The sequence below is a fragment of the Pseudomonas sp. W2Jun17 genome (assembly GCF_023127795.1).
GTDB lineage: Bacteria > Pseudomonadota > Gammaproteobacteria > Pseudomonadales > Pseudomonadaceae > Aquipseudomonas > Aquipseudomonas synxantha_A.
Genome location: NZ_SPKO01000032.1, coordinates 48,035 through 72,909, shown reverse-complemented (window position 1 = coordinate 72,909; position 24,875 = coordinate 48,035). Strand labels below are relative to the sequence as shown.

Annotated in this window: 15 protein-coding genes; 3 read left to right on the top strand and 12 right to left on the bottom strand. The window is 58.5% G+C overall.

Annotation, left to right across the window (positions count from 1 at the left end):
- Window positions 1–164 precede the first annotated feature (164 nt).
- From E4O98_RS19640 to E4O98_RS19630, 3 genes are all read right to left on the bottom strand, one after another.
- Window positions 165–344, bottom strand: coding sequence for a hypothetical protein (locus E4O98_RS19640; RefSeq protein WP_032880824.1), 180 nt, complete (start codon window positions 342–344; stop codon window positions 165–167).
- Window positions 345–500: 156 nt separating this feature from the next.
- The gene (locus E4O98_RS19635; protein WP_078821211.1) at window positions 501–1,676 is read right to left on the bottom strand and encodes a lactonase family protein; all 1,176 of its coding nucleotides are present in this window, start codon (window positions 1,674–1,676) and stop codon (window positions 501–503) included.
- The gene (locus tag E4O98_RS19630) at window positions 1,663–1,959 is read right to left on the bottom strand and encodes a DUF5629 family protein (RefSeq protein WP_078821210.1); all 297 of its coding nucleotides are present in this window, start codon (window positions 1,957–1,959) and stop codon (window positions 1,663–1,665) included. The genes E4O98_RS19635 and E4O98_RS19630 overlap by 14 nt, the downstream gene beginning before the upstream one ends.
- 292 nt (window positions 1,960–2,251) lie before the next feature.
- Here E4O98_RS19630 and E4O98_RS19625 point away from each other — a divergent pair, with 292 nt between their 5' ends.
- Complete coding sequence (locus tag E4O98_RS19625) at window positions 2,252–7,348, top strand: DUF6543 domain-containing protein (protein ID WP_248136045.1); 5,097 nt, start codon at window positions 2,252–2,254, stop codon at window positions 7,346–7,348.
- A gap of 55 nt (window positions 7,349–7,403) precedes the next feature.
- On the opposite strand, the gene E4O98_RS19620 is transcribed toward E4O98_RS19625, so the two are convergent.
- Window positions 7,404–9,779, bottom strand: coding sequence for an RND family transporter (locus E4O98_RS19620; RefSeq protein ID WP_248136042.1), 2,376 nt, complete (start codon window positions 9,777–9,779; stop codon window positions 7,404–7,406).
- A gap of 16 nt (window positions 9,780–9,795) precedes the next feature.
- Entirely contained in the window at window positions 9,796–10,836 is a 1,041-nt protein-coding gene (locus E4O98_RS19615; protein ID WP_248136084.1) for a YCF48-related protein, read from the bottom strand.
- 297 nt (window positions 10,837–11,133) lie between these two features.
- Here E4O98_RS19615 and E4O98_RS19610 point away from each other — a divergent pair, with 297 nt between their 5' ends.
- Together E4O98_RS19610 and E4O98_RS19605 are read left to right on the top strand one after the other, a co-directional pair.
- Window positions 11,134–12,249: a Gfo/Idh/MocA family oxidoreductase gene (locus E4O98_RS19610; RefSeq protein ID WP_223018855.1), complete on the top strand. Its 1,116-nt coding sequence runs from the start codon at window positions 11,134–11,136 to the stop codon at window positions 12,247–12,249.
- 379 nt (window positions 12,250–12,628) lie between these two features.
- On the top strand, window positions 12,629–14,629 hold the full coding sequence (locus E4O98_RS19605) for a M10 family metallopeptidase C-terminal domain-containing protein (RefSeq protein ID WP_248136040.1): 2,001 nt from the start codon (window positions 12,629–12,631) through the stop codon (window positions 14,627–14,629).
- A 26-nt stretch (window positions 14,630–14,655) separates the two neighbouring features.
- Here E4O98_RS19605 and E4O98_RS19600 read toward each other — a convergent pair whose 3' ends face one another.
- The 7 genes from E4O98_RS19600 to praB all read right to left on the bottom strand — a co-directional run bounded on the left by E4O98_RS19600 (window position 14,656) and on the right by praB (window position 24,834).
- Complete coding sequence (locus E4O98_RS19600; protein ID WP_248131428.1) at window positions 14,656–16,359, bottom strand: AMP-binding protein; 1,704 nt, start codon at window positions 16,357–16,359, stop codon at window positions 14,656–14,658.
- A 31-nt stretch (window positions 16,360–16,390) separates the two neighbouring features.
- Window positions 16,391–17,689: an acetyl-CoA C-acetyltransferase gene (locus E4O98_RS19595; RefSeq protein WP_078821204.1), complete on the bottom strand. Its 1,299-nt coding sequence runs from the start codon at window positions 17,687–17,689 to the stop codon at window positions 16,391–16,393.
- Entirely contained in the window at window positions 17,689–18,576 is an 888-nt protein-coding gene (locus tag E4O98_RS19590; protein ID WP_032880814.1) for a MaoC/PaaZ C-terminal domain-containing protein, read from the bottom strand. Before E4O98_RS19590 ends, E4O98_RS19595 begins: the two co-directional genes overlap by 1 nt.
- A 4-nt stretch (window positions 18,577–18,580) precedes the next feature.
- On the bottom strand, window positions 18,581–19,924 hold the full coding sequence (locus tag E4O98_RS19585; protein WP_248136038.1) for a 3-oxoacyl-ACP reductase: 1,344 nt from the start codon (window positions 19,922–19,924) through the stop codon (window positions 18,581–18,583).
- 79 nt (window positions 19,925–20,003) lie between these two features.
- Window positions 20,004–22,529, bottom strand: coding sequence for an acyl-CoA dehydrogenase (locus E4O98_RS19580; protein WP_248136035.1), 2,526 nt, complete (start codon window positions 22,527–22,529; stop codon window positions 20,004–20,006).
- A gap of 229 nt (window positions 22,530–22,758) precedes the next feature.
- On the bottom strand, window positions 22,759–24,210 hold the full coding sequence (locus E4O98_RS19575) for an outer membrane protein transport protein (protein WP_248136033.1): 1,452 nt from the start codon (window positions 24,208–24,210) through the stop codon (window positions 22,759–22,761).
- Between the two features lie 120 nt (window positions 24,211–24,330).
- Window positions 24,331–24,834 (bottom strand): alkane oxidation protein activator PraB, encoded by a 504-nt coding sequence (gene praB, locus E4O98_RS19570; protein ID WP_228308462.1) that lies wholly within the window; start codon window positions 24,832–24,834, stop codon window positions 24,331–24,333.
- Between the last annotated feature and the right edge of the window lie 41 nt (window positions 24,835–24,875).

Genomic DNA, 24,875 nt, shown 5'->3' with positions numbered 1-24,875 from the left:
ATTCCGGCCAGCGTGGTTTGACGGGGCGCTTAAGATCAAAAGCAGATCAAGAGCGGCTCGCTTCGCATCGTGGTTACGCTCGGCGGTGGCTACAAAAGTTGTGTAGATACCCATGCTCATCGGGGGCAAGCCCCCTCCCACATCAGGCCTCTATTGTCTGAAGCTCAGTGCTGAGTCTTGTGATCCAGCGCTGCATAGAAATTGGCACTCTGTTGCAGGTATTTCTGGGTGTAGGCCGTGACACTGGATTTCTTGTCAGTGACTTCCACACTGGCGTTGGCAGGCAATGCCACGGTGGCGGAAACAGCGGAAGCGGCGATGATGGAGAAGAGATTCAAGTTCATGGCGGTAACCCTTGTGTTCGTTTGGTTGAGTGGCCGGTGGAGGCCTTGGAACCAAACTTACGCCCGAGGGTTGGACCTTAGAAATGCTTTGAAACAGTAGCCGCTATCAACCGAATTAATACAAAGGCTCAGGCCCCGCACTGCGGGGCCTGTGGCTTATTGACGCACCAGGAACTTGAGGTCGCTGGGGGCATCGATCGGCAATTGCTGCACGGTTTTACCCAACAAACCGGTCTTGGGGTCGCGTTCAACCACCACGATTTCATTGCTTTTCTGGTTGGCGATCAGCAGGAACTTGCCGCTCGGGTCGAGGCTGAACTCACGAGGGTGATCACCTTCGACAGAGCGACGCTGGATCTCCTTGAGGTGCGCGGTGGCCGGGTCGATGCTGAACACCAGCAACTGATTGGCCGTACCGCGGTTGCTCACGTAGAGGAACTTGCCATCGCTTGACGCATGCAGCGCCGCGCCGGCCTTGTCGGACACCGGTTGGCCAGCGGCATAGTCCAGCAGTTGGGTTTGCGTCAGCTTGCCGTCGCTGTAATCGAACACCGCGACCTGAGCGCTCATTTCGGTGGTCAGCCAGGCGTGTTTGCCGTCGGCGCTGAACAGCAAATGACGCGGGCCGCTGCCGGGTGGCAGTTGCACCGAGGCCGGGTTGGCCGGCGTCAGCGGCAATTCGTGATTGGCCTTGGGATCATACTGGTAGACAAACACTTTGTCCGCGCCCAGGTCCTGCACATATACGTACTTGCCATCCGGTGACGACACCACGGAATGCACGTGATTGGACGCCTGGCGCTCAGGATTTACCCGGCTGGCCGGATGCCCGCTCAACTGCACCGGGGCCGACAGCTTGCCCTCGGCGCCTATCGGCAGCACCGCCAGGCTGCCGCCCGGGTCTTCGAGTACCGAATAGTTGGCAACAAACAGGTGACGCCCATCGGCGGCGACGCTGGAATGGGTCGGCTCGTTGCCCAGGCTCTGCACCTGGTTGATCAGGGTGAGCTGATGATTTTGCGGGTCGATGCTGTAACTGCTGACACGACCCACCGGGTCTTTCTGGCCTGGACCGTTCTCGTTGACCACAAACAGGTACTTCTGGTCCTTGGAAACCGTCAACCACGACGGGTTGGCCGTCTTGGCAGCCAGCACCGGCTTGCCGCTGAACTGCCCGGTGCGGCTGTCGAATTGCAGGCGGTAGATACCTTCGCTGGTGCCGGCGGTATAGCTGCCCACCAGCAGCTCATAGGTGTCAGCCGGTGCAGCCTGCACCGACATGGCACCGACACTGCCCGCCATCAGCAAGGGCCAGAATTTACGCATCATCATCGGCTACATCCTCATCGTTATTGTTGCCGGTGAAGGCGCTCATGCAGATCAAGCGGTGCTCGCCCGATTCACCGGTAAGGGTCCAGCTTTGCAGGGTGCCGTCGAACGTGGCCGCCTGCACCTGGGCCAGGCTGAACGCCCAGCGTTTTTCTGCACGGCCGTCCATGGCGGTGATCAGCAACTTCTCGTTATCGAGTTCGAAGTCAAAGGCGTGCAAGCCATCGATTTCAAGCATGTCGCTGGTTTCAAGGGTGTCCGGCAGGGTGGCAGATTCGGCAGTCATCACATCAGTCGTTCAGAGGAAAGACCTCATGATAGGCCAAATTGTTGCATCGGCCTAAACGCTGCGTTCAACCATCGGGGGCGTTCACATGCCGCCATAATTACTCCCCCCTACGTCGGACTGCGCATTATCAGCTTTTGCCGCTGATACAGCGTTGCCGGAAACAGCTGATTACTCATTGTTCATTTGACGGTTAAGCACCGGTCGTTAATTTTCGCTCGCCTGTTCGCTTTAGGCGTTCAGGGTCAAATCGCTACGCCGAGCAAGATCTCAACGACAAGGAAGCTACACGATGATCCATGGAAACCACCCTTCACGACTTTCCGACTACACCTTGAGCCCCGTACCGCTCCCCCCCGTTACCCACAAGTCGGGGAAAGTGCTCGAAATACCCCCTGGCAGCCACTCCGAGGCGTCGCTCCAAACGGACCACGATCAATCACTGCGCAGATCCCGGCGCGATACCAGCGTCCATTACGAAACATCGCCGGGGTCGTCATCGCTCAGATCCGGCTTGAGCTTTGTGCCGCTAAGCCCAACGCCGACCGCTACGGTCTCAACGCCGCAGCCCGCTGCCGACATCACAGCCAATACGGTTGCACACCAGTTCGCTGGCCGGCCCACGTTGCGCTCAGTGGTGTCGAACCTGCTCAGCGACGCCATCAAAAACCTGTATCCCACCCTGGCGTTTGACCCTCGATACACAGCGTTGGCCGAACCCATTTCCAACAATCCCCCCCAGTACTGCTTGACCCCTTTGCTGGACGTAGCACTCAAGCACCTAACCCGCGACGGCGAGCTGGACTTTACCGATAAACACTCACTGGCCTGCACGCTGATTGATCAAGCCACGGGCCATATGCTCAAACCGGGGCCCTTGGCGGGAGCGCTGGTGCCGGGCATCGATATGCAAGCCATCGAATTGATCATCCGCAGCCTGCGAACCACTCTCAAAAGCGGTTTCGAACAAGCGCTGGTTCGCCACTTCAACGGCAACGCCTATAACACCCAGGACATCCCCAATCTTGAGACAAACCGTTGGCTATGGCTGAGCGACACACTCAGGGACACCCTGCGAACCGCCGCATTGAAACAACCCGGGCTCACCGACACGCAACGCGAGACTCTCGATCAGCTCGCCACCTACCCGGATCAAGTGCACCGCCAAGCCGCAAAAGGCAACGCAGCGGCCAAGGTATTTATCCTCGACACCACCGTAAGCCATGGCGCCAGCAATTCAGCTCAACTGAGCCCGGATCTGTTGATCACACGAGAAGTCGACGGCCGTACGCAAGTGCTGCATACAACCCCCGCTGGAGTCGTCACACCGTATGAATCATTGCAAGCATTCGGCGAAGCCTGGGGGAGAAACCTGGAGAAAGTGTTTGTTTTCGACAGCCTGAATTGGAAGCGCCAGGAAATCGATACAAACATTTTTGATACACAAGCGGCGCTCATCCTCAATGCCATGGTGGAAAACGTCGCATCCATTGAGCTCCCAACGTCGGGCACGCCTGATCAACTGGAGCAGGCCTTCTTCCGTGCAAGCGACCCGAGCCCCTGGTTCACCGGAGCCTATGCTGCAAATGCGGCCGAGCTTGGGCGGCTGCGCGATAATTTGCCAGGCTGGCTCAAAAACGCCAGCGAAGCAGATCGTGACACTTACCGGCGTCACTCGTTGGCACTGGCCAGCAGCGTACAACGTAACAACGGCCGGACGTTTCTCGACGGCATTCCCGATATCCGCACCTACGCCCAGCAGCAACTGGACGAGCAATTGTCCGGTAAGGGCTACACGGCAAAGGATGTGGAGGTGGTGTTCAAGGTCGCCGTGGGTAATCTGGGCAGCGGCTACATCGAGCGGGTGAAGATGAGCCTGGTGGATATGGCTCTGAACAATCTCGCCGGCTTGCCCAAGGGCGAGATGGAAGTCCATCTGCGTGGGCAACCGGTCAGCGACCCGCAAATGCCGCAGATGCTCAAGAACCTGATCAGCAGCGTGGATATCGGTCGCCACTACCCACAACTGCTCAATCGCGAACTGCTCAGCGAGACCCAGCAATCCCGGGACCGGGCAGCGCGTTTTGTCGAGCAGGTACCGATCCAGCTCGCCATGCAGGCGCTGGAGCTCAAGCTCAAGGGCGAAGCCAGCATGAGCGCCCAGGGTTACCGCTTTATTGAAGCACTCACCCAGCCCGGTGCGGGCAGCAAACAGGTGGACGGACAGGAGATTACCGTGCGCCCCCTGGCATTTGTGCGCAAACCAGGGGCAACGCCAGACGTTGTCGACAACATGTTCATCATCGAACCAGTGGCCGGCACCAGCGGCCCACATATTCTCTATCGTGCGCAACTAAAGCCCGCGTTGCTGGAGTTTGCAAGCCGCGACGCGCTGCTGGAAGCCATCCGCCAGCCGGGTGCGTTGCAAGACAGCGTGCTGGCCTGGTTGAAGGATGACAAGGTCAGAGCGGTGTATGGCAATGGCGGTTTTCGCACCCCCAATATTGCACGCTTCACCGTATTCAATGAGTTCGACCCACCCACCACGCCCAAGCCCACCACCCTCGCCGTCGACGGCTATGCTGAGGCCACCACGCTACGCCAGGACCAGCTCAACGGTGGTCTGTTCACGCATTGGTTCCGATCCAACGCCAACAGCCTCGTCACCCTGGCGGAAGGCCAATCCACCTCCGACGCTGAAAGCCGCTGGGCCTCGCACAAGGAACTCGGTTGGCTGCTGTTCAACACGTTGCTGCCGGTATTGCGCGGGCCGGGGGCTATGGCGGGCTGGTTACTGCAATTGGCCAACAGCGAAGAGGACATCAAGCGGCTCTCCACACCAAGCGACCCGGACCCGACTTCGGCGGTGATCGACCTGCTGATCAATTTGGGCATGACGCTGACCCATGCTCCGACCGGCGAACCTGGCAAACCAGCGCAGTCCTTTGAACACTTCGAGCAGGACGCCCATTCCGACAGCCGCGGTCCGCGCCCTCGCGACAGCAATCAGCCGATAGTTCGCCAGGCTGTGATCCGTCAGGACCCGACACCTCCCTCCTCCGGCAATTTTGGCGACAACGGTATGGCCATCGATATCCGCTTATCCAGCCCGCGTGGATTGACGCCAAGCCTGCTTGCACACATAGACTCGTTCAAAGTAACGGCTCCGACCGCCCCTGGATTGCCCATCGCCGAAGGCATCAAAAAAGGTCTGTACCAAGTGAACGATAAGCTGTATGCCAACATCGACAATCACTGGTATCGCGTAGCGACCGACCTGGATGGCCCGTACGTTATTGATGAACAGAACAAGGCACGTACGGCACCGCCAATACAACGCGATGCCCAGGGTCGTTGGCATTTTGACGTGGCACCCAAGCTCAAGGGAGGCATGCCAAAAAACGAGAGCCCGCAGGATATGGTCAAAAAAAACCTGCTAGCGCAGAAGCAAGCAAAGGCGAACTTTCAGCGCAGCACGCGGGAATTGACCAAAGTGGTAGAAGCCCATACAAGCGCACTCAAAGAAATCCAAACCAGCCTCTCCGACTACGAGACCGCTCGAAAAAAACTCAAGACGCTTCGCAACCTATCCAGGAGTGAGGGTTCGGCACAGCGATTTCTTGCGCCCTATCTAGAACAGTACGAGGCCTCCGAGCGGCTCAAGAGCAACCTGGACCAGCAACTTCAGGCGCTCAAGCCGCTGACACAAACCCTAAAGGTGGCTGGCGAAAAAGCCATTGAAATCATTGCACCCAAAAAATTCGGCGGGGTCGACGACCTGTCCAAATTCAAAGAGGACCGCTCAGAGGTGTACGAAAAAGTCCTGCACGCCCTGACTGAAATAGATGACGTTTACACGAAGCTGGCCAACGACGCCCGCCACGTTGGAGTGAACGGCGCCTCGCTGGAGGAGTTGATACGGCAGTCCAATAACGACTCCGAGATCGCTTACGATGAATTGATGGAAGTGTCCGAAATGGCCTATCACGCTACTGAAAACCTATTGGCGTCGAAGCAGGCGGTCAGTGACACATTTGATCAGTGGAAGAACGACTCCCCCTTCGGTAATAAAAAAGCCGAGGAGTACATCAAAGAGCGTTACACCTCCCCTCCCGCCGCCAGAATACTGACATCAAAACTGAATAGGATGTCGTTCCTCAAATTACTAACCACGACATGGTCTGCCCGCAGCGCAGGGGCAACTGACCACCTGCAGATGAAGCGTTTCCTGGCAGAATCCCTGAAAACCGAAATAGTCGCTTTTAATGATCTGCACCAATACACCGGCTACACCTTGAGCGAACGCAATGCCGCGCTGACTACCATTATCACTAAATACAAACAGGTATTGAGCGACAGCCTCCTTATGCAGGAGGAGCACCCAGAGCTCTTTCGGGCGCAATACCACCAGCGTTTCACCGAGGTACTCAATAAGCTCATCGCCGAAGCGGAAGCCGAGTTGGTCCAGGTCGTCGAAGAAGAGCAGTTTCTAATTCCAAAAGCGCCCCCACGCAGCGACCAACGGGCCAAACCGAGTAATCAACGCGTATTCAAGACTGAAGACAATGAGACCTTGATCGGCACCCTGCGCGCTCCGGAACCGGGCCAGACCTTTGACATTGTCGATGTGATAGACCCACAAAGCGGCCAACCCGTGGCGAGTTACAGCGAACACGCGAATGATCGTGGGTGGGTGAAGATCATCCGTGGGCAGCCCACACCTCCCCGCCTTGCCTCCCCCCCGAGGTCCCTGGCGAACTATAAGAGCGAGGCACAAAAGCTGATGAGTGACGCGGCGAAAGAGGAGCAGTCAATTCTTTTCCAGAAACGCAAACTTAACGATCCGGCGCGGCGCGATACTGTTACCCCCAAGGATTGGAACGATATGCTAGAACCGCTGGCCAATAAACTCAGGGAGACAGCTGATCAAGCCGAAGCCAGCCATAGAGCCAGACCGGAAACCGCCGACTTAGTTGCACAATGGAGGGCCGCCGCAGATGAGCTGCTGCAAAAGGCCCGTCAACACGCCGCAGACGGCTTTCTGGTTCAGCCGCCGACAGCGGAAAATGTCGACTTCTTGTGGACCCATCGCTTTGTCGATATCAACCTGGTAAAGCGGGACTTCCAATTAAAGCCAAACGACTTTCTCACCGAGTACCAAGTTCGCAAAAAAGGCGAAGTCGAACCGTTGTGGTATGCCCACTTCCACTATCCGCAGAAAGGCTGGAAGCGAGCCGACCACAACGCTGCGCATCTGAAAATCCCATCCCAACGCTACAAGACCCAAAAGGACTTGATTAGAGAAGCAGGAAACAATGGCGTCGTGGAGAAAATAACCAAAGCCAGTATTACAGCCCCGCTGGACCAGAAGCTCTTTCTGGAGCTGTGAGGCTGATCAACTGACGCTCTGCAAAAAGCCGCACAGTGCGGCTTTTTGCATTGGCTTAATGCGCAAACAACGAATTGCCCTTCTGCCCCGCCAGTTTCTCAGGCTTGATCAGGAACCGCGCGAGTGCGGGTAGTAGCCACAACGCGCCGAACATGTTCCACAACAACATGAAGGTCAGCATCAAGCCCATGTCGGCCTGGAACTTGATGGCCGAAAAGATCCAGGTACACACACCAATGGCCAGGCACAGACCGGTGAACAGCACAGCTTTACCGGTGGACTTCAATGTCTGGTAGTACGCCTCTTGCAGCGGCAAACCTGCACGCAGGAAACTTTCCAGACGGCTGTAGATGTAGATACCGTAGTCCACGCCAATCCCCACGCCCAGGGCCACCACCGGCAAGGTCGCGACCTTGACGCCAATACCCATGAACGCCATCAGCGCGTTACCCAGCACCGAGGTCAGCACCAGCGGCAGCACAATGCACAAAGTCGCCGCCCAGGACCGGAAGGTGATCATGCACATGGTCGCCACACACAGGTACACCAGGATCAGGATGATCAGTTCCGACTCCTTGATCACCTCGTTGGTGGCCGCTTCGATCCCTGCGTTACCAGCAGCGAGGATGAACTCCAGGCCGTCCTTGTTGTTTTCCTTGGCGAATTCCTGCACAGCGTGCACCGCACGGTCGAGGGTTTCGGCCTTGTGATCGTTGAGGAACACCAGCACCGGCGCCAGGGAACAGTTGTTGTTGTACAGGCCATCGGCACGGGCGATGGAGTTGTTCAGCACATCGGGGTTACGCGACAGGGTTTCCCATTTCAGGTTGCCCTCGTTCATGCCTTTGATCATTTGTTTGGATACGGTCACCAACGAGATCGCCGACTGCACACCCTCGGTGTTCTGCATCTTCCACATCAACTGGTCGATGGGCGCCATGGCTTCATAGCGCGAGCAGCCTTCGGCACGGGTCTTGACCATCACTACCAGCACGTCGGAGCTGGTGGAGTAGTTGCTGATGATGAAGTTGTTATCTTTGTTGTAGCGCGAGTCCGGGCGCAGTTCCGGTGCGCCTTGGTCGAGATCGCCGATCTTCAGGTTCTGGCTGTACCACAGGCCGCCACCAAAGGCGACCAAGGCCAGGAAAATCGAGACCGGCGCAACTTTCGGGCTGGCGAATTTGGACAGCAGGCGCCAGAACGCATGTTCGCGGTTCGCGTCTTTCTTGCTCTTGGCGATGGCGCGTTTGCTTATCCCTACATAGGAAATCGCTACCGGCAATAGGATCAGGTTGGTGAACACGATCACCGCCACGCCGATCGATGCGCCGATGGCCAGTTCACGGATCACGCCGATATCAATGATCAGCAGGGTAATAAAGCCGACCGCATCCGCGAGAATCGCGATCATTCCCGGCAGGAACAGTTGCCGGAAGGTACGGCGCGCAGCCGTCAGGGCGTTGTCGGCCTCACCGGACTGCAGGGCGATGCCGTTGATCTTCTGTACGCCGTGGGAAATACCGATGGCGAAGATCAGGAACGGTACCAGCATCGAGTAGGGATCCAGCCCGAAACCGGCGGCATGCATCAGGCCCAACTGCCATACCACCGCCACCAATGTGGTGCTCAACACCGCGATGGTGCTGCGCAGGCAGTTGGTGAACCACAACAACAGGACCAAGGTGATGCCAAAGGCCACGCCAAAGAACAGCACCACCATGATCAGGCCGTCGATCAGGTCTCCGACTTTCTTGGCAAAGCCGACAATGTGGATTTTTACATTAGGGTTTTGCGCCTCGAACTTGTTGCGGATCTTGTCCTCAAGCTCGTGGGAAAACTTCTGGTAGTCCAGGGCCAGTAGCTTGCCCTGGTCCTGCGGGTCCGGGTAGGACTCCAGCAACGGAATATCGACAATGCTCGACTTGAAATCGTTAGCCACCAAACGCCCGACCTGGCCGGACTTGAGTACGTTGTTGCGCAGTTGGTCGAGGCTTTGCGGCGAGCCGTTGTAGCTCTGCGGGATCACTTCACCGCCGGCAAAGCCTTCTTCGGTCACTTCGGTCCAGCGCACGCTGGGGCTCCACAGCGACTTGAGGCCCGAACGATCGACGCCAGAGATGTAGAACACCTCGTCATTGATCTGACGCAGGGTCTCCATATAGTCCTTGGTGAAGATATCCCCATCCTTGGCCTCCACCGAAATGCGCACGGTGTTGCCCAGGTTGGCCAGGTCGTTGCGGTGCTCCATCATCTTTTCGATGAAGGGGTGCTTGAGGGGGATCATCTTTTCAAAGCTGGTAGACGGGCGAATCAACGTCGCCTGCCAGAACAGGAAAATACTCACCAGCAGGCAGATGACGATCACCGCCGGGCGATTGTTAAAAATCAGGCGCTCAAGAAAGGTCGCTTTATCGTTGTGATGACTGCTCATGCGTTCCCCGCCCTTCTTATTGTTTTACGAGTTCGGCGCCAGCTGGCGTGGCGACACGAACGCCACCCTGCCCCACCAGAATCAAGTTGCCATTGCCTGCGGCTGTGACTGCCGAGAGTGAAATCCGGTCCGGGCGATTGAACACGCTGAACGTCTGGCCGTCGTCATGGCTGACCACCACGCTGCCACCGTTGCCGACGACGACGATGGCGCCATCATCAAGCAAGGTGGCGCCAGACAGGCCGAACTCAAGCGCACCGCGTGTGGCATTGAGTTCGACCTGTTCCCAGGTGCTGCCGAAATCCGTGGAGCGGTAGAGATTGCCGCGCAAGCCATAAGCCAGCAGGGTCTGCGGATGCGCCGTGCTGATCACGCCAAACAACGAGCCCTCGTAGGGGCCTTCGAGTTTCTCCCAGGTTTGGCCATCGTCGCTGGAGCGGAACATGCTGCCCTGTTCGCCGACGATAAACAGGCCGGCGTCCTTGATCCGGGCGATGGCGTTGAGGTGAAACTGGTCTTCGTTATCGAGGCGGTCACTGACGTCGGCCCAGGTGGTGCCGCCGTCGGTGGTTTCAATCAACGCACCGTAGGCGCCGACGGCCAGTCCGTGCTTGGCATCGTTGAACCACACATCGAGCAACGGCGCTTCACGCTTGAGGTCTTCATATTGCTGGGTCCACGTGGCGCCGCCATCGGAACTGGCAAGAATTTGCGCATCATGGCCGACAGCCCAGCCCTGTTGGTCATCGACGAAAAACACCGCCGTGAGCAGTTGCCGGGTGGGAACTTTGGCTTGGGTCCAGGTGTTGCCCTGGTCATCGGAATACAGGATATGCCCACGATCACCGACCGCCACCAGCCGCTTGCCGGCGTGAACCACATCGATCATCAAGCCTTTGGCGGCCTTGGGGGATTGAATCGCAAATACCGCGGCGGCGGAGGTATCGCTGGCGGCCAGTACGGGCGTAGACAACACCGCACCGGCAAGCAGCGAGAGCGCTGTGGCCAGCAACGCAACCCTGCGTGCGGCGCGTGGGCGGCAAACAACCCAACCCATGACAGGCTCACTCATAGACCTTTCTCCCATTTATTATTGTTAGGTCGGCTTATCTTCCAGGACGTTGAAACCTGCAATCTAGAGCGCCTGGAGTCAGCACGGGCCATCCTATCGGGCTTTGGAATCGTCTGACAATCGGCGCTACGTTATCTTTTGTTAACTGGCGGCGTTTGGCTACGGCTGAATAGGTTCATATCAACTGAAGTGATGAGTGAATTTTTATTCCAACTATTGATATTTGCGAATTTTTATTCCATTAATGCCATCCCTGAAAACAATAATCAAAGGACCACGGCTATGCGTGAACTCGGAATCGGCTTGATCGGCACAGGCTTCATGGGCCGTGCCCACGCGTTAGCGTTCAATAACGCGCGCACAGTGTTCGAGTTGCCGGTACAGCTAAAGCTTGCTGCCCTGGCCGATGCCGACACCGAGCGAGCCCAACGCTGCGCCACGGCCTGGGGGTTTGCCCAGGCCCATGGTGATTGGCAGGCGCTGATCGAGGACCCTAAGGTCGATGTCGTGGCCATCACCACCCCCAACCACCTGCACTACCCCATGGCCATGGCCGCGATTGCGGCGGGCAAAGCGGTATATTGCGAGAAACCCCTGGCCATCAGCCTGGAGCAAGCCGATGCCATGCGCCGTGCAGCCAGCAACGCCGGGGTGGTGACGCGAGTGGGCTACAACTACCAGCACAACCCGATGATCGTGTTGGCGCGCCAGATGCTAGCCCGGGGTGAGCTGGGCCAGATCATCAGCTTCCAGGGTGAGTTCAGCGAAGACTTCATGGCCGATCCGGTCTCGCCGTGGTCGTGGCGTTGCGAAGTGGGACACGCCGGTGGTGCTCTGGCTGACCTGGGCAGCCATTTGCTGTCGATGGCGCGTTACCTGGTGGGCGATGTGGTCAGTGTGTGTGCCGATACCCAGACCGTGCATGCTCAGCGCCCCGCGACCCAAGGCAGCGCTGATTTGAAATCCATCGCCGTGGATGACCAGGTGCACGCCCTGCTGCGCTTCGCCAACGGTGCACGCGGCACGGTGAGCAGCAGTTGGCTCAAGCACGGCTACAAAAACCACCTGTGCTTTGAAATAAGCGGGACCAAAGGCACCTTGGCGTTCGATCAGGAGCGCTTGAATGAACTGCGCCTGCACCGCGTCGGCCAGGACGGCTTTCAACGCGTCTTGGCAGGCCCTGCGCTGCCCGGCTATGCGGCGTTCAGCCCAGCGGCGGGGCATCAGTTGGGCTACAACGAGTTGAAGACGCTGGAGGTGCAGGAGTTGATCATGGCGCTTGCGGGGCAAGGTGCGGATGGCACGGACTTTGATGCTGCATGGGAGGTGGAGCGGTTGGCGACAGCGATTCGCGTGGCGGCCCTCGAAGAACGTTGGGTCAAGGTCAGCGCACTTTAATCAATCACGGTGCAAATGATCAATCACGTCGCCCTGTCTACGGGCGACGTCACTCATTGTTGCATGTTCTTTGCGCGCACTCATTGCTTGTTTTCTAAATAACGAAAATATGAGAGCACGAGCCATTCAACGCTCATTCCATCTGACAAGATAACGCTCGCCCTTCGATTAACTATCTTGGCACCTCCCCCACAAAGTAATTATTCCGACAACACCTAGCACACTAGCAACATGATCACAGTTACCTAACAACACAATCATATATCGAAATACTGTACCCCTAGAGCAGCCTCCCAAAAGCGTCTAACTTACCCCCGCCTTCAACATCAATTGCAAGCATGGCCAGCAACTAATACCCACTTACTCAAGGGTCTCAATCATGTCGTCGATTCGCGCTTACTGCCCGCCCGCAAAATCGTTCTCTGTGACAACCGAAACTTCCAACTTATCCGCTAGCAACTCACTCTCTTCCGATCCTCCCAATGAAGTTGCTAAAAGTCTCACTCGCAGCAACTATAAAATACAAGATCGCAATGGTGACGGACAACTCACTGTGTCCTATGCATTTACCGAATTCAGCGAGACCAAAAAGAGAGCATTCAGGCAGGCACTTCGGTCTTGGGAAGATGTTATAAAAGTCAATTTTGTCGAAAATGGCAAAAATGCTGACACTCACCTGTCAGTTCGGGAAGTCTCAGGTGGGGGCGGTGACGCTACGTTGCCAAATGCTTACGGCGCTCAGGACGTAAATATCGGAAAAAATGAAGGGGCCGGGCTGCATGCGGCAATGGTCCACGAGATCGGGCACACCTTGGGACTTGAGCATCCGGATCTTGACCTCCCTCAAAGCAGCGACGTCTATAGCACTATGAGTTATAACTTTAGCCTGTTTCGCCCCAATGAAAATAATAAAAACTCGTTCGTATCGGACTCTTCCCAAACCCCGATGATGCACGATATTGCCGGCGCTCATTTGCGATACAAGGCCAACGACGAAACCCGTAAAGGCAATACGACCTACGGTTTCAACTCCAACACAGAGCGCGACCACTACACGTTGACCTCCCCCAACGACTTGCCGTTCTTTTGTGTCTGGGATAACGGCGGTGAAGACACTCTGGATTTTTCCGGTTTCAAAAAAAATCAAAGGATCAACTTGAACGCGGGAACACTCTCGGATGTCGGAGGCCGTGAGGGTAATGTATCAATTGCCAAGGGCGTTGTTATTGAAAATGCCATTGGCGGCTCGGGGCACGATGTGCTGATCGGCAATAACGCCAACAACCGCATGAGGGGAGGTGCTGGCGGCGACACGCTGACCGGTGGAGGTGGCGCAGATACGTTTGTATATAATAGTGTCAGCGACTCACCTGGTGAAAACCCCGATACACTCACAGACTTCACAAGTGGCATCGACAAGATTGACCTGTCAACCATGTTGAAAGATGCGGGCATCCAGAAACCCAAGCTTGTTGACTGGCACACGGGGAAGAAAGGCGAACTGACGCTGGACTACGATGAGAGTATCAAGCGCTACAGGCTGATCATGAATGTAACTGGCGACCCCTATTCCATGCTGGTGATCCTGAGTGAAAAGCCCATAAAGCCCACAGATATTTTGACGAATGCCACCCCAGTGGTGCTACCTGAATCAAAACCTACACGCCCTTCCGTTCCCGCTCCGGTACCCACGACGCCACCCCCGGTTACGCCTCCACTTGCGAAATCCACAGCCGCCGACACTGTCTACGGCTTCAACTCCAACACGGGCAAGCCCGAAACCAGCCTTACGTCTCCCACCGACAGGCCCGGTTTCAGCGTGCACGACAAACAAGGCAATGACACGCTGGACTTCTCTGGCTTCGCGCAAAACCAGCGAATCAACCTGACCCCGGATTCACGCTCCAGCGTGGGTGGTTTGACTAACAACGTGCACATCAGCAACCAAACCCTTATCGAAAACGCCAAAGGCGGCACAGGCAACGATCGTATTACCGGAAACAGTGCGGACAACGTCCTGACTGGAGGTGGCGGAGCCGACATACTGACCGGCAACGGTGGCTCCAACACGTTTACTTATCATGCCGCCGGCGACTCCCCGCGCAACAACGCTGACTTGCTTATGGACTTCACCACAGGCCAAGACAAAATCGACTTGAGCAGCCTGAGCGAAAATTCGCAAGTCCAACTCAACTACGTCAGTCAGTACAGCGGACAACCGGGCGATACCATCCTGACATTCAACCCAAAAACCAATAGGTACTTCCTCGGTGTCGATTTGACGGGAAATGGCAAGACTGATTTCTTGATCAAAAGCATCCGACCGATCCACAGCCAGGATGTCATTGGTCTCAATTTCCCCGACGATGGTTACCTCTGACGATTGGCCAGCCCCGGTAAGCCGAGTCAGCGCAATGCGCGCCGCAGTACCTTGCCAACCGTCGTCTTGGGCAGCTCGGTACTGCGGAACTCCACATACCGGGGCACCTTGTACCCCGTCAGGTATTCCCGGCAATGCGCAAGAATCTGCTCCTGGGTCAGGGCCGGATCCTTGCGCACCACGATGATCTTGACCTTCTCCCCACTCACGGCATCTTCCACACCGATCGCCGCCACTTCCGCGACACCCGGGTGCATCGCCACCACGTCCTCGATTTCATTGGGGTACACATTGAAACCCGAGACCAGGATCATGTCCTTCTTGCGGTCCACCAGGCGAATATAGCCGCGCGCGTCCATCACCCCGATATCGCCGGTGGACAGCCAACCGTCGGCATCCAATACCTCAGCAGTTTCCTTGGGCCGCTTCCAGTAGCCCTGCATCACTTGCGGGCCGCGTACTTGCAGCTCGCCTTGCTCGCCGATGTCAGCCAGCTCGCCGTCTTCGCGCATGAAACGCACCCAGGTCGACGGCAACGGCACGCCGATGCTGCCGGTAAATTCCATCTCGCGCATACGCGAAATATCGATAGGGCTGATGCTCACCACGGGCGAACACTCGGTCAGCCCGTAGCCTTCGATGATCGGCAGCCCGGTCACCTCCTTCCAGCGCTTGGCCACCGCGGTGTGGGTGGCCATACCGCCGGCGATCACCAAGCGCAGGTCGGAAAAATCCCGCGAGCAGAATTCCTTGTTCTCCAGCAAGCCATTAAACAGCGTGTTAACCCCGGCAATCCCGTTGAAGCGCTCTTTGCGCAGGATCATCTGCACCCGCTTCACGTCCCTCGGGTTGGCGATGAGGATATTGCGCCCGCCCAGGCACATGAACATCAGGCAATTCACGGTCAGCGAAAAGATGTGGTAAAGCGGCAGCAGGGTCACATTGGTTTCCTGCTTGTGCTGGTCCAGTTGGTCGCCGACCCAGGCCTTGGCTTGCAGCAGGTTGGCAATGATATTGCGATGGCTGAGCATCACGCCCTTGGCATCGCCGGTAGTGCCGCCGGTGTACTGCAGGAAGGCCAGTTCATCGCGATCCAACGCAACCGGCAAGTGGTGCAACCCCCTGCCCTGTTCAAGCACCTGCTTGAAGCGCAGCGCGCCGGGCAGCTTGAAAGCCGGCACCTGCTTCTGCACGCGGCGCAGGATAAAGTTCATCGCCGCGCCCTTGAAGGTCCCCAGCAAATCACCGATAGCCGCGAGCACCACGCGCTTGACGCTGCTGCCGGCCATGGCTTTTTCCAGGGTGTGGGCGAAGTTCTCGAAGATCACCACGGTTTCGGCGCCGCTGTCCTTAAGCAAGTGCTTGAGTTCATGGGCGGTGTACAACGGGTTGACGTTGACCACCACGGCACCGGCCAGGATCGTGCCCAACAGGCAGATCGGGTATTGCAAGCAGTTGGGCATCATCAGCGCCACGCGGTCGCCCTTCTTTACGCCCTGGCCCTGTAACCAAGCGGCAAAGGCGATGCCCTGAACCCGCCAGTCGGCGTAGGTCATTTCGGTGCCGATGCTGACGTAGGCCACCCGCTCGCTGAATTTTTCAAGATGCTCCAGGAACACTTCACGCAGCGACGGATACTCCTCGATCCCGGTCTCGATATCGGCTGGAACGCCGGGCAGGTAAGTGTTCAACCAGATACGTTCGGTGTGTTCCAGGCTGATAGCGTTCATGGCAGTGTCCTTATTGTTGTTTTTAAAAGCGTTACTTTTCGACGATGGCGGTAATGCCCAATCCACCCGCCGCACAGATCGAGATCAGGCCGCGGCCACCACCGCGTTCATGGATCGCCTTGGCCAGCGCCGCCAATTGCCGACCGCCAGTGGCCGCGAACGGATGGCCGCAGCCCAGTGAGCCACCGTTGACGTTCATCTTGCTGCGCTCGATGGTGCCCAAGGGCGTCTCAAGGCCGAGCCGCTCGCGGCAATATTCAGGGTCTTCCCACGCTTTGAGCGTACACAGCACCTGGGCGGCAAACGCTTCGTGTATCTCGAATAAATCAAAGTCGGCAAAACTCAAGCCTTCCCGTTGCAACATGCGCGGCACGGCGTAGGCCGGTGCCATCAGCAGGCCCTCGGTGCCGTCGACAAAATTTACCGCCGCCGTCTCACCCGTGCGCAAGTAGGCCAGCACCGGCCAGCCATTGGCGGTGGCCCATTCTTCACTGGCAAGCAGCACCACCGAAGCGCCATCGGTCAAGGGCGTGGAGTTGCCGGCAGTGAGGGTGCCGTTCTGGCGGTCGAATACCGGCGACAGGCCCGCCAGTTTCTCCAGGCTGATATCGGCACGCAGGTTATTGTCGCGGGCCAGGCCGCGATGGGGACTGATCAGGTCGTCGAAAAAACCGCGGTTGTAGGCCGCGTCCAATCGTTGGTGGCTGGTAAGGGTCAACTCGTCCTGGGCCAGGCGCTTGATCTGCCAGCGCTTGGCCATTTCTTCGCAGTGTTCGCCCATGGACAGCCCCGTACGCGGCTCGCCATTGCGCGGCAGCAGCGGCTTGAACAACATCGACGGGCGCACGTTGAGGAGTTGCTTGAGCTTGTCGCCCATGCCCTTGGCGCGATTGGCCGCAAGCAAGGTATGGCGCAAGGATTCGTTGATGCCGATAGGCGCGTCGGAGGTGGTGTCGGCGCCACCGGCAATGCCGACTTCGATCTGGCCCAGAGCGATTTTATTCGCCACCAGCAGCGCAGCTTCAAGCCCGGTGCCGCAGGCTTGCTGCACATCATAGGCCGGGGTTTGCGGCGACAGTGTGGTGGACAACAGCGCTTCACGGGCCAGGTTGAAATCCCGCGAATGCTTGATCACTGCCCCGGCGGCAAATTCGCCCAGGCGTTGGCCATGCAGGTTGTAACGGTCGACCAGGCCCTGGAGAGCGGCGACCAGCAGATCCTGGTTGCTGTCATGGGCATACACCGTGTTGGAGCGAGCAAACGGAATGCGATTGCCGCCGATAATCGCCACGCGGCGAGTTGGCGCCGGGTTGAAGCTGTAGTCACTCATCACTGGTTCTCTTTCCAAATAAACAGCCCGCGCATATGGGGTTTGTCCCCGGCGAAATTGCGCACTTCGAACTCACGGCGTGGGCCAGTCACCGGGTGGCTCCACAGGGCGACCTGGCCAGGCAGGAAAATCGGCAACTTGAAATCGCAATGCGCTTGCGCCTGCTCCAGGCCACCGGGCGGTTGTTGCGCCGCCAATGCACGGCCCAGCGTCCACATGCCATGGGCGATGGCACGGCGAAAACCAAAAAGCCTGGCCCCAATGACCGAGGTGTGAATCGGATTGAAATCCCCCGAGACCTTGGCAAAGCGTCGCCCCAGGTCGGCGGGAAGCACCCAGCGCTGGGTGCGCAACAAGCCTTCCTCCTGCAATGGCAATGGGTCATTCCATGGCTCACCCACGGGGTTGTTGACGTTACGGCGCAGGTACAGGCTGTCGCTTTCCCACACCAGCGCGCCCGCACTGAAGGCACGGGTGGCGATACTCAATGCCTGCCCCTTGGGATGCGCGACCCAGCGCTCGCAGTACACCTCCACGCGCAACGCCTGGCCCTGGTGCAGGCGCTGGTGCTGACGAATACGATTGGCCAGATGCACCATGCCGCTGGCCGGGTACGGGAAGCTTGGCCGGGTCAGCAGCATCAAGTGCAAGGGAAAGGCCAATACATGGGGGTAGGACAGCGGCACGCCCTGTTCGGGACGAAAGCCACAGGCCCGTGCGTAAGCGGCGATACCCGCGGGGGAAAGCGCCACCGCAGCGCGCACCAGGCACGCCGTGGGTAACAGCGGCGCACCGTCGAGCTTGGGCTTGCGCATAGCGCGCATACCGTCGAGCAGCAACTGCGTGCGCGACGGCGGCGGGTCGATAATCTGCGTCACATAGTCCATCGCTTCAGGCTCCCAACAGGCTTTGGCCACACACTCGCACGACCTGGCCATTCACTCCGCCCGACGCAGGATGAGCGAGCCAGGCGATAGTCTCGGCCACATCAATAGGCTGCCCGCCCTGAGACAATGAATTCATGCGCCGCCCCGCCTCACGGATCATCAACGGGATCTTCGCGGTCATCTGGGTCTCGATAAAGCCGGGCGCCACCGCATTCACTGTGACCTGCCGGGCCGCCGCACGCGGTGCCAGACCTTGCACCAGGCCAATCACGCCCGCCTTGGAGGTGGCATAGTTGCTTTGCCCCAGGTTGCCGGCAATCCCTGAAATCGACGACACGCAGATGATGCGCCCACCGGCGTTTATGCCCTGGTTGTCGAGCAAGGCTTCACTGAGCTGCAACGGTGCCTGCAGGTTGACCGCCATCACGCTGCGCCAGGCGGCTTCGGTCATCTTGGCGATGGTCTTGTCACGGGTGATCCCGGCGTTGTGCACCACCACATCAAAGCCACCGTATTGGCTGACATGGGCTTGCAACAGCGCGGCGGTGTCGGCGGCGGTGATGTCCAGGGGCAACGACGACCCGCCGACGCTGGCGGCGGCCTGTTGCAAAGCTTGCTGGGCCTGGGGCACGTCCACGCACACCACATGGGCGCCGTCACGCGCCAGCACCTGGGCGATGGCCAGGCCGATGCCTCGGGAAGCACCGGTGACCAAGGCACGGCGACCGGCGAAGGGTTTGTCCCAATTGACGGTGGTGTTGCCATCCACAGGTCTTTCCAGGCGCACCACCTGCCCCGAGACATAGGCAGAGCGGCGTGAGAGGAAGAAGCGCAAACTGCTGTCCAATGCCTCCTCGGCACCCGGCGCCACATACAACAATTGTACGGTGATCGCCCGACGCAGCTCCTTGGCCAGCGAGCGCACCAAGCCCTCCAGAGCACGCTGAGCGATGGCCTGGGGCAAGTCCTTGCTGTGTTCCGGCGCAGTGCCGAGCACCACCACTCGGCCATGTTGACCGAGGCGCTTGGCGTTGGCGTGGAAGAACAGGTAGAGCTCGTCCAACTGTTGCAGATCGACCACGCCACTGGCATCAAACACTGCGCCTTGCACCTTGACCGTGGACGGCGCCTTGAGGGTTGCCGCCGTGGCGGCGACGGTGTCGGTGGCGCTGAAAATACGCTGCACCGACGCCGCCAGGCGCCCTGCCCCGGCGATGATCACCGGGTTGGCCAGCCCGGCCTGGCCGCTGCGATGACGCTGCAGCGGCAAGGGTTGCGGCAAGCCAATAGCCTGGGCCAGGCGACGGCCCCAGGGGGAGTTGACGAATGAAAGGTAGTTGTCACTCATGGTAAGCACTCACTCACGCCACACATTTGCCTTGTAAACCCAATCAAATGTGGGAGGGGGCAAGCCCCCTCCCACACTGTCAATTCACCGGGGCGTTTTCGCTTTGGCTGCTGCGCCGTTTGGCGGCCGGTTCGAGCGCCTGCTTGCGCTGCTGCAACGCCTCCAGCAAACCAAAATCCTGGGGGAAGTCATCCACCTGGATACCGTGATCGGCGTATTCCACATAGCGGCCCAGCAAGGCGTCCTCGTCGTCGCTGATCAAGTCCAGCGCCCGCGCCTTGACGCGCCATTCGGTAAAGGCCGTGGCCGAAATCGGCAGCGGGCCAAGCAAACCTTGCTTGATGGCGGGTTTAAGCCGAGCCTCGATCGACTCCACCTGTGGCAGTAAACGAAAGCCCAATTCGCCGTAGGCCAGCTTGTCGATTTCCGGGCGCGGGATGTAGGAATTGGCCAGCAAGCGGTCGCGGGTTTCCCCTGGGGTTTGCACCACATCGGCCACTTGCGCCAACAGACGATCCGACGGTTTGTGCAGGGGAATGCCAAACGGAAAACTCAACGCGCGCACCACCCTCGCCGCTGGTTTCGACGGGTAGTTGTCGAGCACCTCAGCCAAGGCTTCATGGGCGCGCAGCAACGCGTCCTGCGCCGCCCAATGCACCAGCGGCAGATCTGCCTGGGGCCGGCCGTCGTCCTCGAAACGCTTGAGCACGCACGACAGGATGTACAGCTGCGACAGAATATCCCCCAAACGCCCGGTGATACTTTCCTTGCGCTTGAGGGCACCCCCAAGCACGCCCATGGAAATGTCCGAGATCAACGCCAGCACCACCGACAGCCGATTGGCCTGACGGTAGTAGGACGCCAGCGCCGGGTCGGTCTTGGCAGGCGCGGCAAGCAGGCGCCCGCCAGTCAGGGAATGCACCGCTGCGCGGACGGTGTTGGCCAGTACAAAACTCACATGGCCGAACATCGCGCTGTCGAAGTCTTCCAGCGCCTTGCGCCGGTCCGGGTTGCGCGCCGCTTCCATTTCGCGCAACACATAGGGGTGGCAACGAATCAGGCCCTGACCAAAGATGATCAGGCAGCGGGTCATGATGTTGGCGCCTTCCACCGTAATGGCGATGGGGCTTTGCTGATAGGCACGGGCGAGGAAGTTATTGGGCCCCATGCAGATACCCTTGCCGGCAACAATGTCCATGCCGTCGTTGACGATGATGCGCGCGCGCTCAGTGACGTGGTATTTGGCAATGGCCGAGATCACCGAAGGTTTCTCGCCGGCATCCAGGGACGCTACCGACACCTTGCGCACCGCGTCGCAGGCATACAGGTGCCCGGCCATGCGCGCCAACGGAGCCTGCACCCCTTCGAACTTGCCGATGGGCAAGCCGAACTGCTTGCGCATCGCCGCATAGGCTGTAGTGCCGCGCACGGCGACCTTGCCCAGGCCAACGTTAGCCGAAGGCAGGGAAATCGCCCGGCCCGCGGCCAGGCACTCCATCAACATGCGCCAGCCGTTACCGACTTGTTCACGGCCGCCAATCACCCACTCCAGTGGAATGAATACGTCCTTGCCGGTGGTAGGACCGTTCTGGAACACCGCATTCAGCGGCCAGTGACGACGACCGCTGTTCACCCCTGGGTGAGAAGTCGGGATCAGCGCACAGGTAATTCCCAGGGAACCGGCCGCGCCAAGCAGGCCGTCCGGGTCTTCGGCGCGAAATGCCAGGCCCAATACCGTGGCAATCGGGCCAAGGGTGATGTAACGCTTGTCCCAGGTCACTTTGAAACCCAGCACTTCTTCGCCTTCGTGCAGACCTTTGCAGACAATGCCCAGGTCCGGGATCGCACCCGCGTCAGAGCCGGCATACGGGCTGGTCAAGGCAAAACACGGGATGTCTTCGCCCCGCGCCAGGCGCGGCAGGTAGTAATTGCGCTGGGCGTCGGTGCCGTAATGCAGCAGCAATTCGGCCGGGCCCAGGGAGTTGGGCACCATCACCGAAATCGCCGCCGCCGAGCAGCGAGTCGACAGCTTCATCACCACCTGGGAGTGGGCGTAGTGGGAGAAGCCTTTGCCTCCGTACTGCTTGGGAATAATCATGCCGAGGAACCCGGCGTCCTTGGTGTATTGCCAGCCTTCGGGGGACATGTCCTGCCAGACTTGGGTGGTTTCCCAGTCGTTGGCAATGTCGCACAGGGTTTCGACCTCATTGTCGAGAAAGGCTTGCTCCTCCGCACTCAGGCTGGCCGGCGCGGCTTGCAACAGGCGCTGCCAGTTGGGCTTGCCGCTGAACAGCTCGGCATCCCACCACACAGTGCCGGACTCGATGGCCGCACGCTCGGTGTCGGACATCGCCGGCATGATCGTGCGAAACAGGCCTAGGGCCTTGCTGGTCAACAGCGTGCGGCGCAGGGGTTTGAGCGCCAGCACCAGGGCCGGCAACACCACCAGTACCGCCGCGACGGCGGTGCCCAGGCCGGCCACGACGTTGAACAGGTAACCCGCTGCCAGCCAAACCAGGCCAGTGACCAGCCACAGGGTAGCGGCGGCTTGTCGATACGCCAGGGCAATCGCTGCTGCGAAACCCACCAATAACCAGATAAGCATAGGGATACCTCTACTTGATTCGAGATGTGGCCAAAGCACAGGCAGGTCGAGCTGCGCGGCGGCGTAAAACCACACTACAAACTTGAATGACTAAATTCAAATTTTGTTTTGAAATTTTTATTTAGTCATTGAGCGCAATAATTTGAGGCCGAACGAAGGCCTCAAAACAGTTATCAAAATCGTTGAGCAGCGAGCACCAGATGCTCTGGTACTCGCTGTCAGGATGGGCTCAGAACTTGTACGTGGCTGACAGGCTGACAATATCGCCTGAGGACTCGGCCTTGCCGTCAAGCCTGCCACCGCCCAGTCGGTCTACGTTCTGGGTCTTGATGTTGACCTTCTCGACAAATTGATGCGAGTACGCGGCGTCCAGAGTCAAGCCAGGAACGGCTTTGATATCGTAGCCCGCACCCAAAGAGAGAAAATAACGGTCACCGTCAGGAATACGCGGATCGCGCGTCGAATTGCGGGTTGGCGTTTGGTCATAGGCCACACCAGCGCGCAAGGTCAGCTCGTCCGTTGCCTTGAAATCTCCCCCCACCGAGTACATCCACGCATCTTTGTAGTTATAGGGAATGGCGACGATAGTCGAACCCTGAGACTTGAGCGTGAGGTCCTTGAAGGACGACCACTGGGTCCACATGGCGCTGACACCCAAGGTCCAGCGGTCGTTGAACTGGTGCACCCAGTCGAGCGCCGCGGTGGCTGGAATATCCAACTGAGTACTGGCATGGGCGCCACCGGGGTACAGCGTCAGGCCCGGATAAGCCGTTTCGACCAGCGTCTTGCCGTTACCGAAGATCGTATCGTCAGTCATCAGGCCATTGTTCAAGGCATCAGCCCGGACGCTGTATTTGCCTGTCAGCTTGTTTTTGATTTTGGCGTGATAGTTAAGGCCCAGCGAGTCTCGATCAGTCGGCTTCCAGACAACACCGGTAAACCAGCCAGTGGAGATGTTATCGACCTTCACCCGCATCAGCGCGGTGCCGACGCCCGCCGGAAATGCCCCGTTACCCAAGCCTGGTGAGACTGACGCGGCCGAAAACAGGTCAACATTCTGGCTGACGAAGCCTTGACTGCGCTGAACGATAAGGCCCCCGCCGATGGAGAAGTCGTCACGCACCTTGAAGGATAAGGAGCCCGTCAGACCGACGGTCTCGATTTTGGTGTCCACGGCGAAGTCGCGAAACTTGGAGTTTTCATTCCAGGTGGTGCGCATACCTTGCGGCACGACCTGACTGAGGCCGAATGCAAAGCGGTCACCGATTGGAATAACGAGGAAGCCGGTAGGCAACCAGGCGGTGAAACCACCCTGGCCGCCATCGTTGTTATTGAGTGCTGCAGTGCTGGGGTCAAAGCTGCCATCAGGCATTACCGCCGTATTACTGACCGGGTTACCGGTGTAATCATAGGCTTGGCCGCTGTATTTGATTTTGACCCGGGCATAGTCAACGGTCTGTTGAACCACGGACTGGTCGACGAACGCCATGGCCGCCGGGTTGTTGTAGGCAGAGCTTGGATCATTCTTGAACAGAGAGCCGCCGCCGAATGCCCGGCCCCAGCCTGGAGCACCATAAGTCGGCGTGGAGAAACCACCCGCCTGCACGGACGCAGTCGTCATCAAGCCTCCCAATATTGCAAGCCCCAGCAGTGTTTGAGCCTGTTGTTTCTTACTGATCATGCGGCACTCCTTATTATTATGCGCTCCCGGCATGGCCGGCTTTCCACGTCAGCCGGCACCTCTGGCGAGGTACCGGCCTTTCAGCGGGTGATCAACCCTTTATCCAGCAACAAGCAGCCGTTATGGATTGACGGTCAGGCCAGCAGCAGTGGTGGTCAGCGAGACCACGTTGCAGCCACCGCTCAGAGCCTGGTTGGCAGCCGTAAGCGTGTGAGTCGCAGCATTCCAGGCCACGCTGATAGTGGATGGACCGCAGTCGGTACCTGGGATTACGATGGTCTTTTTAATGGTGTAACCAACGTTCTCTACTTGGCCGGTAGTGCCCGACAAGGCCGTCAGCTTCCAGCCTGGCGACGGGATGCTTTTCAAGGTGGGCAATGCACACAGGCCACCGCCGGTCAGCGAGGCATTGTTGATAGTTGCAACGCCGCCGCTGACATTGCCGCTGAAGGTAATGCCACAGGTCACAGAGCCCCCGAACGACGACGGTGACTGCACCACGATGGAGCCTGCGGTCGTGGTGAAAGGGCCTTCCGGGCTGATTGAAGCCGCATTGGCCATCGAAGCAGCACCCATGCAAACAGCCAGGGCAGTCAACGACACGAGAGTTTTCAAGCTTTTCATTGTTTTTCCTCACATGTTATGGCGATTCATTTCGCCAGGGG

Bases quoted from the DNA above. Each gene is read 5' to 3' on its own strand.
- E4O98_RS19600 (WP_248131428.1), bottom strand. From the start codon at position 16,359: ATGAACGCTATCAGCCTGGAACACACCGAACGTATCTGGTTGAACACT.
- E4O98_RS19580 (WP_248136035.1), bottom strand. From the start codon at position 22,529: ATGCTTATCTGGTTATTGGTGGGTTTCGCAGCAGCGATTGCCCTGGCG.
- E4O98_RS19610 (WP_223018855.1), top strand. From the start codon at position 11,134: ATGCGTGAACTCGGAATCGGCTTGATCGGCACAGGCTTCATGGGCCGT.
- E4O98_RS19595 (WP_078821204.1), bottom strand. From the start codon at position 17,689: ATGAGTGACTACAGCTTCAACCCGGCGCCAACTCGCCGCGTGGCGATT.
- E4O98_RS19640 (WP_032880824.1), bottom strand. From the start codon at position 344: ATGAACTTGAATCTCTTCTCCATCATCGCCGCTTCCGCTGTTTCCGCC.
- E4O98_RS19605 (WP_248136040.1), top strand. From the start codon at position 12,629: ATGTCGTCGATTCGCGCTTACTGCCCGCCCGCAAAATCGTTCTCTGTG.
- E4O98_RS19625 (WP_248136045.1), top strand. From the start codon at position 2,252: ATGATCCATGGAAACCACCCTTCACGACTTTCCGACTACACCTTGAGC.
- E4O98_RS19615 (WP_248136084.1), bottom strand. From the start codon at position 10,836: ATGGGTTGGGTTGTTTGCCGCCCACGCGCCGCACGCAGGGTTGCGTTG.
- E4O98_RS19575 (WP_248136033.1), bottom strand. From the start codon at position 24,210: ATGATCAGTAAGAAACAACAGGCTCAAACACTGCTGGGGCTTGCAATA.
- E4O98_RS19630 (WP_078821210.1), bottom strand. From the start codon at position 1,959: ATGACTGCCGAATCTGCCACCCTGCCGGACACCCTTGAAACCAGCGAC.
- praB (WP_228308462.1), bottom strand. From the start codon at position 24,834: ATGAAAAGCTTGAAAACTCTCGTGTCGTTGACTGCCCTGGCTGTTTGC.
- E4O98_RS19620 (WP_248136042.1), bottom strand. From the start codon at position 9,779: ATGAGCAGTCATCACAACGATAAAGCGACCTTTCTTGAGCGCCTGATT.
- E4O98_RS19590 (WP_032880814.1), bottom strand. From the start codon at position 18,576: ATGGACTATGTGACGCAGATTATCGACCCGCCGCCGTCGCGCACGCAG.
- E4O98_RS19635 (WP_078821211.1), bottom strand. From the start codon at position 1,676: ATGATGATGCGTAAATTCTGGCCCTTGCTGATGGCGGGCAGTGTCGGT.
- E4O98_RS19585 (WP_248136038.1), bottom strand. From the start codon at position 19,924: ATGAGTGACAACTACCTTTCATTCGTCAACTCCCCCTGGGGCCGTCGC.